This window comes from Paenibacillus sp. J22P90 (genome assembly GCF_059692195.1).
Map to the genome: position 1 here is coordinate 201,169 of NZ_JCAUAY010000006.1, position 16,500 is coordinate 217,668.

The 16,500-nt window shown below is 50.6% G+C and carries 14 protein-coding genes and 1 riboswitch; of the genes, 4 read left to right on the forward strand and 10 right to left on the reverse strand.

Going from position 1 to position 16,500, the window contains the following annotated elements; all coding sequences use genetic code 11:
* Positions 1-27: 27 nt before the first annotated feature.
* The 4 genes from AC58UX_RS21055 to AC58UX_RS21070 all read right to left on the reverse strand — a co-directional run bounded on the left by AC58UX_RS21055 (position 28) and on the right by AC58UX_RS21070 (position 4,469).
* A complete protein-coding gene (locus tag AC58UX_RS21055; RefSeq protein WP_497256295.1) occupies positions 28-2,379 on the reverse strand; it encodes an ATP-dependent DNA helicase in 2,352 nt (783 codons plus the stop codon).
* Positions 2,379-3,824 (reverse strand): peptidoglycan DD-metalloendopeptidase family protein, encoded by a 1,446-nt coding sequence (locus AC58UX_RS21060; protein WP_497256297.1) that lies wholly within the window; start codon positions 3,822-3,824, stop codon positions 2,379-2,381. The genes AC58UX_RS21055 and AC58UX_RS21060 overlap by 1 nt, the downstream gene beginning before the upstream one ends.
* A 126-nt stretch (positions 3,825-3,950) precedes the next feature.
* Entirely contained in the window at positions 3,951-4,178 is a 228-nt protein-coding gene (locus AC58UX_RS21065) for a cold-shock protein (protein ID WP_497256299.1), read from the reverse strand.
* 90 nt (positions 4,179-4,268) lie between these two features.
* Positions 4,269-4,469: a cold-shock protein gene (locus AC58UX_RS21070; RefSeq protein ID WP_314800096.1), complete on the reverse strand. Its 201-nt coding sequence runs from the start codon at positions 4,467-4,469 to the stop codon at positions 4,269-4,271.
* A gap of 308 nt (positions 4,470-4,777) precedes the next feature.
* Here AC58UX_RS21070 and AC58UX_RS21075 point away from each other — a divergent pair, with 308 nt between their 5' ends.
* The 4 genes from AC58UX_RS21075 (at position 4,778) to AC58UX_RS21090 (ending at position 10,660) form a co-directional block, all read left to right on the forward strand.
* The gene (locus AC58UX_RS21075) at positions 4,778-6,874 is read left to right on the forward strand and encodes a multicopper oxidase family protein (RefSeq protein ID WP_497256301.1); all 2,097 of its coding nucleotides are present in this window, start codon (positions 4,778-4,780) and stop codon (positions 6,872-6,874) included.
* Positions 6,875-6,881: 7 nt separating this feature from the next.
* Positions 6,882-7,058, forward strand: coding sequence for a hypothetical protein (locus AC58UX_RS21080; RefSeq protein WP_497256303.1), 177 nt, complete (start codon positions 6,882-6,884; stop codon positions 7,056-7,058).
* Positions 7,059-7,119: 61 nt separating this feature from the next.
* The gene (locus AC58UX_RS21085) at positions 7,120-9,027 is read left to right on the forward strand and encodes a multicopper oxidase family protein (protein WP_497256305.1); all 1,908 of its coding nucleotides are present in this window, start codon (positions 7,120-7,122) and stop codon (positions 9,025-9,027) included.
* A 125-nt stretch (positions 9,028-9,152) separates the two neighbouring features.
* Positions 9,153-9,252, forward strand: a riboswitch (purine riboswitch).
* A gap of 73 nt (positions 9,253-9,325) precedes the next feature.
* Positions 9,326-10,660, forward strand: coding sequence for a 5'-deoxyadenosine deaminase (locus AC58UX_RS21090; protein WP_497256307.1), 1,335 nt, complete (start codon positions 9,326-9,328; stop codon positions 10,658-10,660).
* Between the two features lie 50 nt (positions 10,661-10,710).
* Here AC58UX_RS21090 and AC58UX_RS21095 read toward each other — a convergent pair whose 3' ends face one another.
* The 6 genes from AC58UX_RS21095 to AC58UX_RS21120 form a co-directional block, all read right to left on the reverse strand.
* The gene (locus AC58UX_RS21095; RefSeq protein ID WP_497256309.1) at positions 10,711-13,341 is read right to left on the reverse strand and encodes an SLC13 family permease; all 2,631 of its coding nucleotides are present in this window, start codon (positions 13,339-13,341) and stop codon (positions 10,711-10,713) included.
* Between the two features lie 188 nt (positions 13,342-13,529).
* Positions 13,530-13,730 carry a cold-shock protein gene (locus AC58UX_RS21100; protein ID WP_028555213.1) on the reverse strand — a complete coding sequence of 67 codons (201 nt, stop codon included), beginning with the start codon at positions 13,728-13,730 and terminating at the stop codon, positions 13,530-13,532.
* A gap of 169 nt (positions 13,731-13,899) precedes the next feature.
* Positions 13,900-14,118 (reverse strand): helix-turn-helix domain-containing protein, encoded by a 219-nt coding sequence (locus AC58UX_RS21105; protein ID WP_497256311.1) that lies wholly within the window; start codon positions 14,116-14,118, stop codon positions 13,900-13,902.
* Between the two features lie 12 nt (positions 14,119-14,130).
* Positions 14,131-14,529 carry a pyrophosphohydrolase domain-containing protein gene (locus AC58UX_RS21110; RefSeq protein ID WP_497256313.1) on the reverse strand — a complete coding sequence of 133 codons (399 nt, stop codon included), beginning with the start codon at positions 14,527-14,529 and terminating at the stop codon, positions 14,131-14,133.
* An 81-nt stretch (positions 14,530-14,610) separates the two neighbouring features.
* The gene (locus AC58UX_RS21115; RefSeq protein ID WP_497256315.1) at positions 14,611-15,141 is read right to left on the reverse strand and encodes a C40 family peptidase; all 531 of its coding nucleotides are present in this window, start codon (positions 15,139-15,141) and stop codon (positions 14,611-14,613) included.
* A 158-nt stretch (positions 15,142-15,299) separates the two neighbouring features.
* Positions 15,300-16,496 (reverse strand): response regulator, encoded by a 1,197-nt coding sequence (locus AC58UX_RS21120; RefSeq protein WP_497256317.1) that lies wholly within the window; start codon positions 16,494-16,496, stop codon positions 15,300-15,302.
* Between the last annotated feature and the right edge of the window lie 4 nt (positions 16,497-16,500).

Sequence of the window (16,500 nt, forward strand, 5' to 3'; positions counted from 1 at the left end):
GGTGATGAACCTTGGGGACGGCTTTTTTCAATGCTTTCGCGGCACAGGCAGCACCGTATAGTCGCGCCACTCTTCCGGCAGCAGGCGCTGATAGCGCGGCTGCAAGTACCGATCGTCGATCAGCAGCAACACGCCGTGATCCGTTTCGGAGCGGATTAACCGGCCGCCAGCCTGCTGAACTTTGTTCATGCCAGGGTACACATAGGCGTAGTCGTAGCCATTTTTGCCGGTACGCTCCATGTAATCCTTGATCAGATTGCGTTCCGCGCCTAGCTGTGGCAAGCCAACACCCACAACGACGACACCCGTTAGGCGGTCGCCAACCAGATCGATGCCCTCGGAGAAGATGCCGCCCATCACCGCAAAACCCACAAGCGTCTGCTCCGCGCCCGCTTGAAAAGCTGCAAGAAAGTGCTCCCGCTCTTCCTCTGTCATTTTGGCCTGCTGGACGAGTACGTTCAGGCCACTGTCGCCTTCTGCAATCTCACGCTCACCTACAAGATCCGTAAAAGCCTCATAGACACTGCTCATATACGCATACGAGGGAAAAAACACCAAATAATTGCCCGATCGCCCCGCCACCAGGTCAAAGATGGAACGGGCAATCAGCGTTCGACTATGCTCCCGATCCTGATAACGGGTCGACAGCGGCTGAACAAACACCTCAAGCTGCTCCTTAGCAAAAGGCGACGGCACCGTCACCGAATAATCGTCCTCCCCCGCCCCTAACGTGTCCATGAAATAAGACAAGGGCGACAGCGTCGCCGAGAAAAACACATGCGCCCGATACCCCTTTCCCATTTGCCGCAGCAGGTGGGATGGGTCTAAACAGACGAGCTTCACGCTCACCTCGTCCCGATCATTTACAGCCAGCGTCACATAACGCTCGTCGTATAGCTTAGAAATGCGCACAAAATTTTGCGCACCGAAATACGCTTCCAAGAGCAACGCACTCGCTGCGTTACCACCAGCCGATCTTGCTAATTCTTTTTCCGCTACCGCTATAAAAGCCTCCACTTGAACCAACAACGCCTCCGGCAGCGTGGACTCCACCATCATTTCGCGATCTCCCACCTGCTTGCGGAGCGCTATGAAATAGGCGTTAACCGCCTTCGCCGCGTCATGGACATCCTTACTGACACCTTTGAACTCCCGCTGCAGCGCAAGGAAAGCTGATTTATGCAGCTCACTGGCGTACATTTCCCGCGCGCGGTCCACCAGATTATGCGACTCATCAATAAGCAGCGCTGTGCGGCGCTTCTGCTCCTCGAACAATCTTTTCAAATTCACACGCGGGTCAAAAATGTAATTATAATCACAGATAACTGCATCCGCCGCATAAGCCACATCGAGCGAAAACTCAAACGGACACACCCGATGCTTGCGCGCATACGTCTCTATCACAGAACGTGTCATCACCGTTTCCTGCCTAAGCAAATCCAACACAGCCTCGTTCACCCGATCATAGTAACCATCCGCGAACTCACAGTGGGCCGGCGTACACCTAACCTCGTCCTTCAAGCACACTTTCTCCTTGGCTGTGAGCGTCACCACTTGAAGCTGCAAGCCTTTGTCCTGCAACAGGTAAAAAGCTTCCTCCGCCGCTGTACGTGTGATCGTCTTCGCCGTCAAATAAAAGAACCGCTGCAGCACGCCCTCGCCCATCGCTTTCACCGACGGAAACAACGTCGACATCGTCTTCCCGATCCCTGTCGGCGCCTTAGCGAACAGCTTGTGCCCATCCTGGATCGTTTTGTACACTGCACCTACCAGCTTACGCTGCCCCTCCCGATACTGCGAAAAAGGAAATGGCAGCTCCTTGATGCTCTGATTCCTACGCTGCTCATGATCAAGTTTCACCCGTGCGTACGGATAGTAGCGCTGAATGACCTCATGCACAAATCGCTCAAGCTCGTCATAACCAGCTTCCCTCACAAAATGCCGTGTCTCCTCCGTATCCACCTGTGTATACGTTAGCTGAATCCGCATGTGGCTGAGTCCGCGATCATGGGCAATCATATAGGCGTAACACATGGCCTGCGCCCAGTGCACAGGGTAAGAATTTTCCTCGATCAGCGCGATATCGCCTGAAGTCGATTTAATTTCATCCACGGTTAACGTATCTCCGCCGCCGTCATCACTACCAACAAGAAGCCCATCACAGCGTCCATCAATGACAAAAAGAAGCCCTTCATATGCGATTTCTGCAGAAACATAGACCTCGTGCTGATCTAATTCTCCGTATTGCTTTTGCAGCCTTTGATGTGCCTTCGTGCCCTCTTTTAGCGATGTCGTTGACCGAAACTCACTATCGATACTGCCACTGCTAAACACATATTCCACAAGTGAACGAACTGACATTTGTATACTAGGCAGCATCATTTCACCCACTGAAACGGGGTTGTATTAAAAAATAAGTCCGGATTAGCCTGTATATTGTGTGCCCAGAATGTAAAATGCAGATGCGGCCCTGTGGAGAAGCCGGTCGTGCCGACGAGCCCGATAATGTCGCCCTGCTTGACGCGGTCGCCCACCTTCACACGCAGCTCGGAGAGATGCGCGTACTGCGAGAACAGCCCCATCCCATGATCGAGATAGATGGCATTTCCGGTCAAATACAGGGTTTCCGCCAGCGCGACAACCCCATCGTTCGTAGCCTTGATCGGTGTGCCTTCTTTGGCGGCCAGATCAAGGGCCAAATGCGAGCTGTCGTATTTCCCGTTCACATAACGGGTGTACCCATACGGCGTAGTCAAAATCCCCTCGACCGGCTTCACGAACGGTCCACGAAATAAAAACGTCGGCTCCGACTTGCTTCGCGCCAGATCGATCTTCTTCTGATCGGCATTGATGCGCGCCGTATCTTGCTTCATGCTTTCCATCTGCTCGGTAACCTTCAAGTACTGCGTCTCGAATTTTTTCGCCTTGATGGTCAATGTCTGATCGCCAATCGGATAAGTGCCGGCTTTCACGCTCAGCGAGATTGGCAAATACGTGAAATAGCCCGCTTCATAGGGCTGAAGCGTATACGTCTTGCCCTGCCAAGCAATACTGCCCGGCTCCTTATGGCGCACAAGCACAATATCTCCCGGCGACGCCTGTTCCGGCAGTAGCTTCCAGCTAGCGCCCATGGCGGCTTTCGCCCCCGCTTCATCTGTATATAAATTAGATTCCGCTTTCAGCTGGGCCAAATGCGCTTTCTCCGCTTGAATAATTGATTTAGCATCCTCTGTAAGGCCATCTATCCAGGTTTGTCCACCGTCTACTGTTAACAGCAGAGGGTTCTTGCTATCCGTCGTACGGGTCAAAAGAACCCAACCGATTTTCGGCGTCACGAATTGAGACTGCTTCACAGCAAACGAAGTCCCATTAAGCGCAATAGAAGCTAGACTCTCTTGCGTCGGCACTCCGACAGCTACCGTAGATGCCGTACCAGACGTTCCAGCAGAAGCCGCCACACTCCCATTCCCAGCTTCCAAACTTAACAGCTTCGCAATCGTTTCAATGCCCGAAGCATCAGCCCCGCCAACAACGGGAGATATCTCCGTACTCGAAGTTTCCTGCCAATGCGCGCCGCCATCCGTTGTCTGAAGCACTCCGTCCGCATATTTCACCCAGCCTCGATCCAGATCGAGCATCCGAAATTCCACCGATACACGCGGTGTTGGTGTCGGCACGGGTGTTGCCACTATCTTTTCTGTTTGATTCGTTTTCACCGTGGGGGTTGACTCAAAAGGATATTTACCGAAAAGAATGACGCTACTCGCCGCAAGGATGCAAGCGCCTGCCAGCAGTGGCCATTGACGCCGTTTTCTTGGTCTCACAGAAGTTCTACCTCCCTTGATTGACGATGGGTTGTCCTCTAGTTGGACACCGCTCGTCTTGTCTTCGCTCATTTCATGGTAACACAAAAAACCCGGAGACAGCTATGCCCCCGGGTTTTTACTACGCTATATTTGTACGCCCTTTTTGAGCGCTTTCTGATCACTATTCGTGTTATTCACTAATGGAAGCAACTTGACACTTCGAATCATTGTGGACTGACATAAATGGCATGTCGGCACGTGATCGAATGCAAAATTATCTCGCATCCAGCCTTTACAGCCTTCGTTTTCACAAGACCATACCGTCACATTTTCTAGAGGCATCTCTTCAAGCGACTTTTTTCTGGAATACATGGATAGACCTCCTTAGAGTACTAAGCGTCGGCTAGCTTTAAATTGAAAAAGACTGCCATTACTGAAGTAAAGGCAGTCTTTTTAATTATATTACAGTTTTACAACGTTTTCAGCTTGTGGTCCGCGGTTACCTTGAACTACGCTGAACTCAACTGCTTGACCTTCGTCCAAAGTTTTGAAACCTTCGCCTTGAATTGCGGAGAAGTGTACGAATACATCGTTGCCGCCTTCAACTTCGATGAAACCGAAACCTTTTTCTGCGTTAAACCATTTTACTGTACCAGTAGCCATTGTGAAATACCTCCAAAAATTATTAACATGTTTTTTATTCTTCAAAGAGAAAAAATTCACACATTGAAAAAGGTTCACTAACAAAAATGAAAACCCTTTACAATATGTGAATTCAGGTTCTATTTGTCGATTGGATTCATCATAACACACCACTTATGAAAACGCAAACTATTTCCAGACTTTACAAGTATAAAATTGATAAAAGGGCTCCCCAACTTTAGTCTAGGTTGCCTCTTGGTCTCCAGACCGTTTGATGCGCAGGGCAGGGGGACTATACTTGAGGTATCGAGCTTAGGAGGGTTTTTATTGTGTATAACGCAAGTATTCAAACGATATTAGCAGTTAGTGTATTATTGGTCATTTTCACTTGGATCGGCGGCGTCAAAGCGTCCCGACTACTGTATAGCGGCAGCTTAGAAAAGCTGAACCGTAAAACGCGCAAACTGCTTTTCTGGGCTTGGTTTCCCGTCCTTCCTACGGCAGCAATTATTGCCGCTATCGTCTGGCTGCAGCAGCATAGGGATCTGATTTTCTGGCAAGACCGTGTATTCCTTCAAGCGCCGCTTGTGATCATCCCACTTTTGAGCATATGGTTGGTAGCTGTTCCTAAGCTGCTGAAACTACGCTCCTTGACCAAAAAAAGCTTAGCAGAGGGCGGTACTACGATTGAACCAGCTATGTTTCAACGAGCTGCAAGTCCTGTCCTTATTTTTCCCTACCAGTTAACCGCCCTTAGTGCCGTAACTTCACTTTACTTCTCACTGGTGCCGGCTGTGCCATTCTATTGGTTGGACATCACAATTCCGCTAGCATTACTGGTTGTATTAGCAGCAGGACTCTGGTGGAGACATCAGCTTCGTTCCAATCAGGTGCGTAAAGCAGAAAATTATCAGGCGCCTCGTCTATGGAAACGTTTCTCCATAATGACAAGTGTGCTCGTCGTGATTGCAGGTCTCGGCTTCTATTTAATTACGTTCGCTATGGATAAAAGCATACTGCCAGCCGAGATCGATATGGCGAGCGGGACTCTCGATTACGGTGGAGGGGTCGTCACGATGGATCACGCTCATCATGATATGGCCGCTATGGCGGGCATGATGTCTGTCACTGATCTCACAGGTCCCAAAGAGGGGACGCCTGACCGTAAGTTCACACTCGTAGCGCAGAAAAAAACAGTTACACTCAGCTCCGGCAAAACGGTCGATGCATGGACCTATAATGGTCAAATCCCTGGACCTGAGCTTCGTATGCAAGAAGGCGAACTCATTGAAGTCACGCTAACGAACGAAGATATTGATGTTGGTGTTACTGCCCATTGGCACGGTTTAGACGTTCCAAATGCCGAAGATGGTGTTGCCGGCGCTACGCAAAATGCCGTTATGCCAGGCGAAACCTACACGTATCGCTTCCGCGCCGAGCAGGTGGGGAGCTTCTGGTACCACTCACATCAAGATTCGCAAGAGGCGGTTAGTAAAGGACTTTTTGGCGCTTTAATTGTGGAGCCGAAAGCAGCAGACCAAGTCAGTTTGATCAAGAAAGATATCACCGTTTTGACTCATCGTTGGAAGGGTACTTCCGTCCTGATTGGTGCCAACGAGGAACTTGATCGCCAATCGGTCGCTCCAGGTACACCAGTCCGGATGCGACTTATTAACACCGATGATTGGGTAGATCAAGTGTATACGTTAGTTGGGACGCCTTTTGAGGTGGCTGCGATCGACGGGACAGACTTGAATAAGCCAGATCTTTTGACGAATACCAATGTCATGGTTCCTACAGGTGGTCGCTATGACCTTACCTTTATTATGCCGGATCGACCTGTTTATTTACATGTTGAAGGGAGTAAAAATGGCGGTATTCTCTTGTCCCCTGATGGTCAAGGAAATATCCCTGAAATCCCGCAAACTGTCCGTTTCGACCCCCTAACTTATGGGTCTCCAGCGGCTACACCTTTTGATGCAGATAGCAGATTTGATCGTGATTTCACCCTTATTTTAGATAATAAATTAGGCTTCTATAATCGTAATTTCAATTTTCTCTATACGTTAAACGGAAAAGTGTTTCCTGATGCTCCGATGTTCATGGTTAAAGAAGGTGATCTCGTCAAAACAACGATCATTAATCGAGGTAATGTGGAGCATCCGATGCACTTACATGGCCATCATATCCTCGTTCTTTCTCGTAATGGGAAGCCTTCCACTGGCAGTTCATGGTGGTCGGATACGCTTGATCTGCAGCCAGGGGAGACGTATGAAGTCGCATTTATCGCTGATAATCCGGGTTTATGGATGGATCATTGCCACAATCTCACACATGCTGCTGATGGGATGTCGATGCATCTCATGTATGAAGGCATCACAACGCCGTATTCGGTCGGAAGCGGTACACAGAACCATCCAGAATAACCTAGGCATGGGGGAAAATAAACATGACGGAAGACTTATTTGGAGCCGCGGGATTCAGTTCCTTCGGCCTTCTTTTTATATGGTCGATCACGGCATTTTGGATCAGCCGTTTAGCCTACAGTTCGGGACAAAAGCAGCTGCGTCGCAGGTCTTTTGGTCTACTCATCCTCATCCTGCTGGGTGAGGTACTAGCTTTTACTAAGGCGGCCATCATCCTCTCCGGATGGCCGATAGGCTGGCCCGCCATGCAGCTGAAGCTGGGGCTGGAGCTGGCGTTGTTCGTCGCTCCGGCGCTAGCGACGCTTGTGTGGTCCGTGCCGAGGCTGTGGCGGCTGACTCGGCTCAGTTTTAAGGAGCAGCAGGGCGAAGCCCTGCCTGCGGAAGTGCGTGCGAGCGCCGCGCATATCGCGGTGGCGCTGCCCGTGCAGGCGGTCATGCTAGGCGCGATGACCGTGTTCTTTTACACCTTCTTCACCGCGGTTCCACTGCCGGTGAAGCTTGTTTTGGTGCCGACGGCGCTAGCGTTTGTCGGCACGTTAGTGCAGGGGTATCGGCTGCACCGCCGATACCTAGCCATGCGCAGCCCCGCGTGGACGAAGCCACGGCTCGGGGTGCGGGTGTTGCGCGCAGCCGCCGGCGTCCTAGCGGCGGCCGCTGCATTAACGATCTGGCTCAGCGCAGCTAGCCAGATGAGCCGTTTGCCCGCCGAAATGAACATGGCGGCGGGGGTCATGGAGTACGGCGGCGGCGCAGCGCCGGCGAATGCCGAGCACGCCCACCACGGCGTGGGCGGGACGAGCGTAGCGACACTGACGGGTCCCCGCGAGGGGACGCCAGATCAGCGGTTTACGCTCACAGCGGTGAAGAAAACCGTCACGCTCAGCTCAGGTAAACAGGTGGAAGCGTGGACGTTTAACGGCCAACTACCAGGTCCTGAGCTGCGTGTGAAGCAAGGTCAATTGATCGAGGTCACGTTAGTAAACACCAATATAGAAGATGGGGTTACCCTGCATTGGCACGGTCTGGATGTCCCCAATGCCGAAGACGGGGTGGCTGGCGTGACCCAAAATGCCGTCATGCCAGGACAAACACATGTGTATCGATTCATAGCCAGCGATGCAGGCACCTATTGGTACCATTCCCATCAGCAGTCTTATGTGGGCGCTGGGAAGGGGCTGTTCGGTTCATTAATTGTAGAGCCACAGGCGTCTCAACCGGGGCAATCTCCTACTCAGATGGTCGTGGACATTCCCATTGTAGCGCACACATATAGCGCGTTAGGGGTTGCTTCGAACAAGAACATGATCTCCTTTGGTGCTTCAGATACACCTCAAATCAAGCATATTGCGCCCGGAACGCCAGTCCGGCTGCGTCTCATCAATACCGACAATGAACCGACAAGGTTCAAGTTGTTAGGGACACATTTTCAGGTGGCCGCCATTGATGGAACTGACCTTCATTCACCTACCGATCTGGTAGATCAGGACCTCACTGTCGCCTCTGGCGGACGCTATGACGTGACGTTTACCATGCCTATGGGGCACGTTTTATTAGGTCCTTCGACCGATAAAAAGGAGGGGAGTCACGCTTCTTTGCTGATGAGCCCAGATGGCAAGGACGCTGACTTCGGTGATGTCGTCGCCAAACGCAACATTACTTTTGACCCATTGACCTATGGCAGATCAGATACCAAATCTGTAGCGGCATTCACTGGACACTATGATCGCGAGTTTCAGCTTATTTTAGATAAACGATTAGGCTTATTCGATGGGGCATTCAAGTATTCGTTCACGATCAACGGAAAGCTGTTCCCTGACACGCCAATGTTAATGGTAAAAGAGGGAGACATCGTGAAAACAACAATCGTCAATCACAGCAGCGCCAGCCATCCCATGCATTTGCACGGACATCACATGATCGTGCTAAGCCGAAACGGACAGCCGTCGAGCGGAAGCCCGTGGTGGGTTGATACATTAAACGTTGACCCAGGCGAAACATATGAGGTTGCATTTATCGCAGATAATCCTGGACTATGGATGGATCATTGCCACAACTTGCAGCATGCGAGCGCTGGAATGACCTTGCATCTGATGTATGAGGGGATCACAACGCCTTATTCTGTTGGAAGTGCAACGTCGAATCATCCGGAGTGACCGTTTTTCACCATTTCGACAAGATTGGAAGCCGTTTTTTCAAAAAAGAGGGAGGGCATGTCACATTTACTTACACCCGTTTGACAAAAATGCTCTAGTCGGTTTACTCTAAAGATAAGCACGACACAATTGCATACGACCTCTTTCGTATAACCTTAATAATTGGATTAAGGGTCTCTACTTAGAAACCGTAAATTTCTAGCTACGAAAAATGTGCAGACAGATGGGCATATTTTTCATGGCTAGTTTTTTTATGCCTACATTTTCATATATTAGGGGAGTAGGAGGTTTTCGTACGATGACAACTATTTTAATCAAAGATGCACAGATCGTGACCATGAACCGGGATGGAGACATTGTAAACGGGGATATTTTGATCGAAAATGACCGCATTACTGCGATTGGACCGGATTTGAACCACACACAGGCAGATAAAATCATCAACGCCAAGAATCGTACCGTCATTCCCGGCTTTATTCAAACTCACATCCACCTCTGTCAGACGTTATTTCGGGGAAAAGGGGACGATCTCGAGTTAATGGATTGGCTGAAAAAGCGGATCTGGCCACTGGAAGCCGCTCATGATGAGGAGTCGATCTACTACTCGGCGATGCTCGGTATTGGAGAACTGATTCAGAGTGGAACGACGACGATCGTGGATATGGAAACGGTACACCATACCGACTTTGCTTTTCAGGCGATTGCCGAGAGCGGCATTCGGGCACTGTCTGGCAAGGTGATGATGGACAAAGGGGACGAGGTTCCTTTCGCCTTGCAGGAAAACACGACAGAATCGCTGCAACAAAGCGTTGATTTGCTGGAAAAATGGAACGGACACGACGAAGGTCGTATTCAATACGCGTTTTCACCGCGTTTCGTCATTTCGTGCACGGAAGAGCTGCTGCGTGAAGTGCGAAACTTGTCGGAACAGTACAAAGTGAAGGTGCACACACACGCGTCTGAAAATCGCGGCGAAATCGAGATCGTGCAAGCCGAAACGGGCATGCGCAACGTCGTCTATCTCGATCATCTCGGCTTAGCGAATGAACGGCTGATTTTGGCGCACTGCATCTGGCTTGATGATGAGGAAAAGCGTATCATCCACGAGCGCGGCGTGCATGTCAGCCACTGTCCAGGCTCCAACCTGAAGCTGGCTTCAGGCATCGCCGAAACGCCAGACCTGCTGAAGCTGGACATCTCTGTCAGCTTAGGCGCAGATGGTGCGCCGTGCAACAACAATCTCGATATGTTCAACGAGATGCGGCTCGCTGCGCTCATCCAAAAGCCCGTCCACGGACCGACGGCGATGAATGCACAGACGGTGTTCCGCATGGCAACCATCGGCGGCGCTCGTGCCGTTGGCATGGCCAATGAAATCGGTTCACTTGAAGTCGGAAAGAAAGCCGATCTAGCGATCCTTGACCTGAACAACTTCCACACGTTTCCGTCCTTTGACGTGGATCCGATCTCACGCATCGTCTACTCGGCGACGCGCGCTGATGTGGAGACGACCATCATTAATGGTCGCATCGTTATGGAAAACCGCATCATGCGGACCGTCGATAAGGACATCGTCCTGCCCGAAGCGGACCGTTCGATTCAGCGGTTGCTGAAGAGAGCGAACCTGCGCTAAACCAAAAACCCTCCAAGCCCGTGAAATCACAGGCTTGAAGGGTTTTCATTTTAATGTATCAACCCTAACCACTTCCAATAAGGCACACACAGAAGTGCAAGCAGCAGCACAGCTAAGCCATAAGCAAAGGCAATCTTCTGGCCTTGCCGATGACTAAACGCTTTTCCTTCGGAGCTATAGTAAGCCGTGAGATACGTCGGCGATTGATAGGCGAAGAAGAACGGATCCGTCGATAGCAGCACCACGAATACGAGAATCCACGGGTGTACACCGGCTTGATCGGCTAGCGGCAAAAGTGCCGTAACTAGCAAAATAACAGCCGGATCGTCCCTGACGATCAGCGTGACGATGAACGAGAGCACGATAACGGCGGCCAAGAAGAAGAACGGCGACGTCACGAAGACGCCCATATGCTGTCCAAGGAACGAGGAAAGCGCCTCGACAAGCCCAAGCTCATTAGCAGCAGCCGAGAAGCTGAAGGCTACGCCAAGGAAGAGCAGGAACGTCCAATCGATGCCGGTTGAAATCGTTTTGCGATCCAGCACGCCGCTGATGACGAGAACGGCAAAGCCAATGAGCATGATCCAAGCGCTGTCGATGCCGTGTAACGGCTGCAGCACCAGCATAAGGATGCAGCTAAGGACGGTGATAACAGCAAGGCGTTCCTCCCGCGTGAGAGGGCCCAGCAGTCGCAGCTGCTCGTCTAGCACGTCAGCTGAGATCTGCTTAGCGGAAGTTGTTTTGCGAAACATGATGAATATGATGGCAAGCAGCACGCTGCTAAATACAAGAAATGCCGGTAAGGCATAAATAAACCATTGAATCCAGTTCACCGGTGAAGCTGTGTTGACCAGCCCGAAGGCCATGACGTTCGTGTACGAGCCTGTGAGCACGAAAGGGGCCGTGAAGCCATAGAACAGCATGGCTGTCAGCCCTAAACCCGCTGCGCCGTGGCTGCGAGCTCCGAATCCCATCGATTCGGACAGCGTCTGCGCGATCGGCACGCCGAGTGATACCTTCGCTGACGAAGAAGGGATCATCGGGTTAAGCATAATACCGCCGGCCACAATGCCCCATAGCTGCCCGCGATAAGTCGCGGGGAAGCGCTTGAGAGCATGGAGGGAGAAGCGGTATAAGAAGCCTGACTTCGTAATCACGGCGCTCATCGCCATGATGAAGATCATGTACAGCCACGTCGGCGTGGCGAAGCCCGATAAGGCCACCTCCGGCTCGACGAGCCCGCCGAGCACCCAGAGCATGGCCATGCCTAAGGCTACGATGTAGTCGGGCACGATGTTTACGATCCAGAGGATCACGGCGGCTAAGCCGATCCCGATGAAGTCCATGCCGTGGCGGGACAGCCCCGCTACAGGCTCGGCGATGTGGAAGCCGAGCACGGCGGCCACGGCCAAGATGACAGCCGCTATGCCTAGCCAGCGGCTGCGATCACCGAGCCGCCCCGCGCCTGCGGCGAGGCGCTCGCTCTTGCTTCTGGCCAGCAGCTGCTTGGCCAGGCCAAAGCTTTGCTCGTCGCTGCGCTTCGACGAGCCCAACCGCGTCAACGCGGCCGTCTCCGCGAGCTGCAAATACTCGAGCGCAAGCTGCTTACGCCCCAGCTTGCGGCACAGATCCGCGCCCCACTCGTAGACGGTGGTGAGCTGCTGCGCCGAATAAGCAGCGCCTTGCTGATCCAGCGCCGCCTCTACGATGGACAAGCCCGCTTCAGGCGCGTGTTCCACGCAGTAGCGGACATGGGCCCACAAGACCGCGTAGCGCGCGACAAGCAGCTCGTCCGGGCAGCGCCTCAACGCATGCCCGATCACTTGCCGCTGCCGCTCAGAAGCGGTCGTGGCGCCTTCTGTTTCGCCTGCAGCTATAGCTGCCACGTCGAGTGCCCGCTCCCATTGACTTCGCGCGGCATAAATCTCCACCATTGCCGCCCAATCACCCTTGTCTTGATAGTATTCCAAAGCATGCTCCACCCATAGCTGCTCCTGTGTCTTTCCGTACCTCCCAGGCAAACTATCCAGCAACACGCGTGCGATTTCAGCACGCATCTGAACAGCATTCCGTTCCAAATCCTTCTGAACGAAGCGCTCCAGAGCAGCATACGCCTGATCCGCATCTTCGATAGTCATGCCAAACATATGCTTGAGGAGCTCTCCGCTCATACTTGGCAAGCATGCAGTAGCAAACAAAAAGTCTCGCATTTGCTCTGGCAGCTGCTCCACTTCGTGCAGCACCCATTGCTCCTTCGCTTCCTTGGAGGCCTGCAATCGACCATTGGTCGATACGAGCCGCCCCGAAAGCAGCCGAATGAAATAGGAAGAGATCTGCGGCTGTTCCACGACTAAGCGATCGAAGGTTTCGCGGTCAATATAATAAAGAACACTGTCGACTGCGACAATCGCCGTTGCCGATCTAGGCTCATTCGTTAACAACGCCATTTCCCCCAGCGTATCCCCTTCTTGCAAACTGGCTAAAAATTGCCGTTTACCTTCTTGGTTTTGAGAGAATAGCTCAATGCTGCCGCTTTCAATTAGATACATACTATCGCCCGAATCACCTTGCTCGAACAACGTGTCTCCGGCCTGCCTTTTCCACCTATCTAATTTCCCCAAAAGCTTAGCTAGCTCTATATTAGAGAAGTCCTTAAACATCTCCATATCTTTAATCGCCACGGATCATCTACTCTCCTTGCTCGATGCTATGTAAACCTACAAAGCTATGAACTCCAAGAATACTGTACGCTTCATATGACAAATTTGTCCACCACAAATTCCTTGCCATCCTTAAAAATAAACAAAAGAAAGACCCTTAACCTAAGTTAAGGGCCCTTCTAGAGAATGCTATATGTGCAAGCTGAAGCTTACAGTTTTACAACGTTCTCAGCTTGTGGTCCGCGGTTGCCTTGAACTACGTTGAACTCAACGCGTTGGCCTTCGTCCAAAGATTTGAAACCTTCGCCAGTGATTGCGGAGAAATGTACGAATACATCGTTTCCACCTTCAACTTCGATAAATCCAAATCCTTTTTCTGCGTTAAACCATTTAACTGTTCCTACTGCCATGGGTAATACCTCCAAAGTTTTATTAACATGTCTTTTTTCTTGTTTCGAACAAAAAAATTACACATTGGAAAAGGTTTCATTTACTTAAAATGATAACCCTTTGCAATACGCAATCTAGGTTTACCCTTAAGACTATTAATACTGTACCACACAACATTAGGTATTGCAATTATACCTGAGAGGGATTTATTGCTAACGCTATAAAGGCTTCTCTATCATTAATTTTAAGCGCCACAGCTAGTGCTAATGCGACATCTTTCGACGGAACGATTCGACCATTTTCGATCGAATTCAGGATGGAATAGCTGATTCCCGCTTTCTCTCCAAGCTTGCGTAAAGTGAGATTTTGCTGCTGCCGCAGCTCTTTGAGCCGAATATGGAAAGCCATCATCGCCTCACCTCAACTTTCCTTATTTATTTGTCTTTGAATTTCAGTTCTAATTTTGTCGAATGGGTCTTCCCAGGCTGGCGGCTTGATCGTTTTGCCCATTTCATTCTTGTGAACCTTGCCGTCAGGCCAAACCTTGGACATGTTGGCATGTTGAACGATATCAAAGATCGGTCCAGGCTCTACACCCATTTCAACAAGCGTCCCCAGTACAAAATACAATTCATCAATCATCGCATCGACTTCATCTTCTAACGTAGCGGCTTCCTCAAATTCATTCAGCTCTTCTTGCATCCACGCAAGGCGCGCAGCTTTACGCTGAGCGGATAGGCGCTGCGGTGATGCGCCCACCGGATGCTCAAACGTTTCATGAAATTTCTTCACAGCTTCATAAGCTAGCTTTAATGTCATCTTTTCTTAACTCCCTTACCATGATTATAGTTTTCTACTATATACCATTTGGAGGGAGTTATGGTCAATATACACGTTTATTTAAAAATGGCGTCCCATAATGAAACGATCTTTCCAATAGCCTGAGGTCATGGAACGTACAACGACACCTGAACTGGTTGTATTACTGATAAACTGCCCATTGCCGATATAGATACCTACATGATTAATCTTCCCTGGTGTCGATACACTGAACATCACAAGGTCACCTTTGCTTAGGCTTGTCTTCTTCGAGACTTTAGTTCCCAGCTTCGCTTGCGCCTGGGAGCCCCATGGCAGCTTGATCCCATTCTTGCTAAAAACAAGTTGCGTATACGCAGAGCAGTCGAGAATCAGACGACTAGTATTTCTAGTACCATAGCGGTAGGTAACATCTCCGATGTAAGACTTCGCTGTACGCACTATGCTGTCTGCACGGGACGTGCTCGTTGCTGTTGCCGTTATGGTTGAATTGGTGGTCGACGTGGCTGCTGAGGCCGCATGAGGGCTTAAAAGCGCCGATCCCGCGACTAACAAGGAAAGACTTAGACCAACGATAGATTGATTAAGGCGGTTCTTCTTCACAAAAATCATGATTGATTTCCTCCTTTGTAGTTAAATATTGCGCTTACTTGACCTGCTACTACCATAACACAAGCCAAACAACCTAATATTTAACAGCAAAGGAGGAAAACCGCACCATACCTAATTCTAGGCTCAATTCTGAGAATTCGATGAGAATTTCCTGAGAGTCAATCTCTTGACAGCAATGAATCCGCTTTATCGCCAGTAACTTCCAGACGGAACTCGGATGGAGTAACACCATATTTCTTTTTAAACACCTGGGAAAAGTGCCTCATATCTTGATATCCAATGCGCTCCGCGACGTCCGCCAGCTTCATCTTTGGGTTCTGCAGCAGCTGCTTCGCCTGTTCTAGTCGCAGGTTAATCACAAACTCCTTGAAGCCCTGCCCCGTCTTCTGTTTAAATAGTTGACTAAAGTAAACGGGATTCAAGTACACAATCGAGGCTACTTTCTCTAGTGAAAGGTCGTCTTGATAGTGCGTACGCATATATTGAATAGCGACTTCGATGGAACGATCGCTGCCGCTGGCGTGATGCTCATACACTTGCGTCGTCGAGGCTTGCCTCATCCGCTGCACTTCCGCGGGAACCGCTTGGAACTGCTCAATCCGCTCTGTGCTCATGATTTGGAAGGGAACCTTCAAATATTTGATAAGATGGCTGCGCAGCTCCTCAACGAGCTGCCCGATATTCGCAGCATCTGGCGGCGTTACGAGCCCTAGCAGGCTTTTGCTATCGTGAACGGTCACGAAACCCTTGCCGTAGCGTTCAATCAACTCCAACAGAACGTTCTCGATAATGAAGTTTTCGAGAAAGACGGCTTTATCGGTCTCCATTTTAACCATGATTAAATAGAAATAAGGATGCTGTTCGACGAATGGTCCCATATCGATACGCCCCGTATCCAGACCCTGCACCCACCGCTGGAAGACAGCCTCCTGCAAAAATTTGCGATTCGTCTTGAGCAGCTCCGCTTCCTCGATCAGCTCTGTATCATGGGCGATTTCCTCGCCAAGCTTCCTGATCATTTCAATCAGCACCTCTTTGCCGATCGGTTTCAGCAAATAGTCCTTGGCTCCAAGACGCACAGCTTCTTGCGCATACGAAAACTCCGAATAAGCGGAGATGACAACCCACTTCACATGTGGATGGCGGCTCCGCGACATATTCATGAGTTCCAGGCCTGTCATCCCCGGCATCAGAATGTCCGTGAGCACGATATGAATCGTCTGACTGCGAAGAATACTAATCGCCTGCTCCGCATTCGAAGCTAAATGGATTGTGTGCTCAGGAAATCGATTCTGAATCGTACGTTGGATGCCTTGCAAAATAACCGTTTCGTCATCAACAATAAGAATATCCATGATG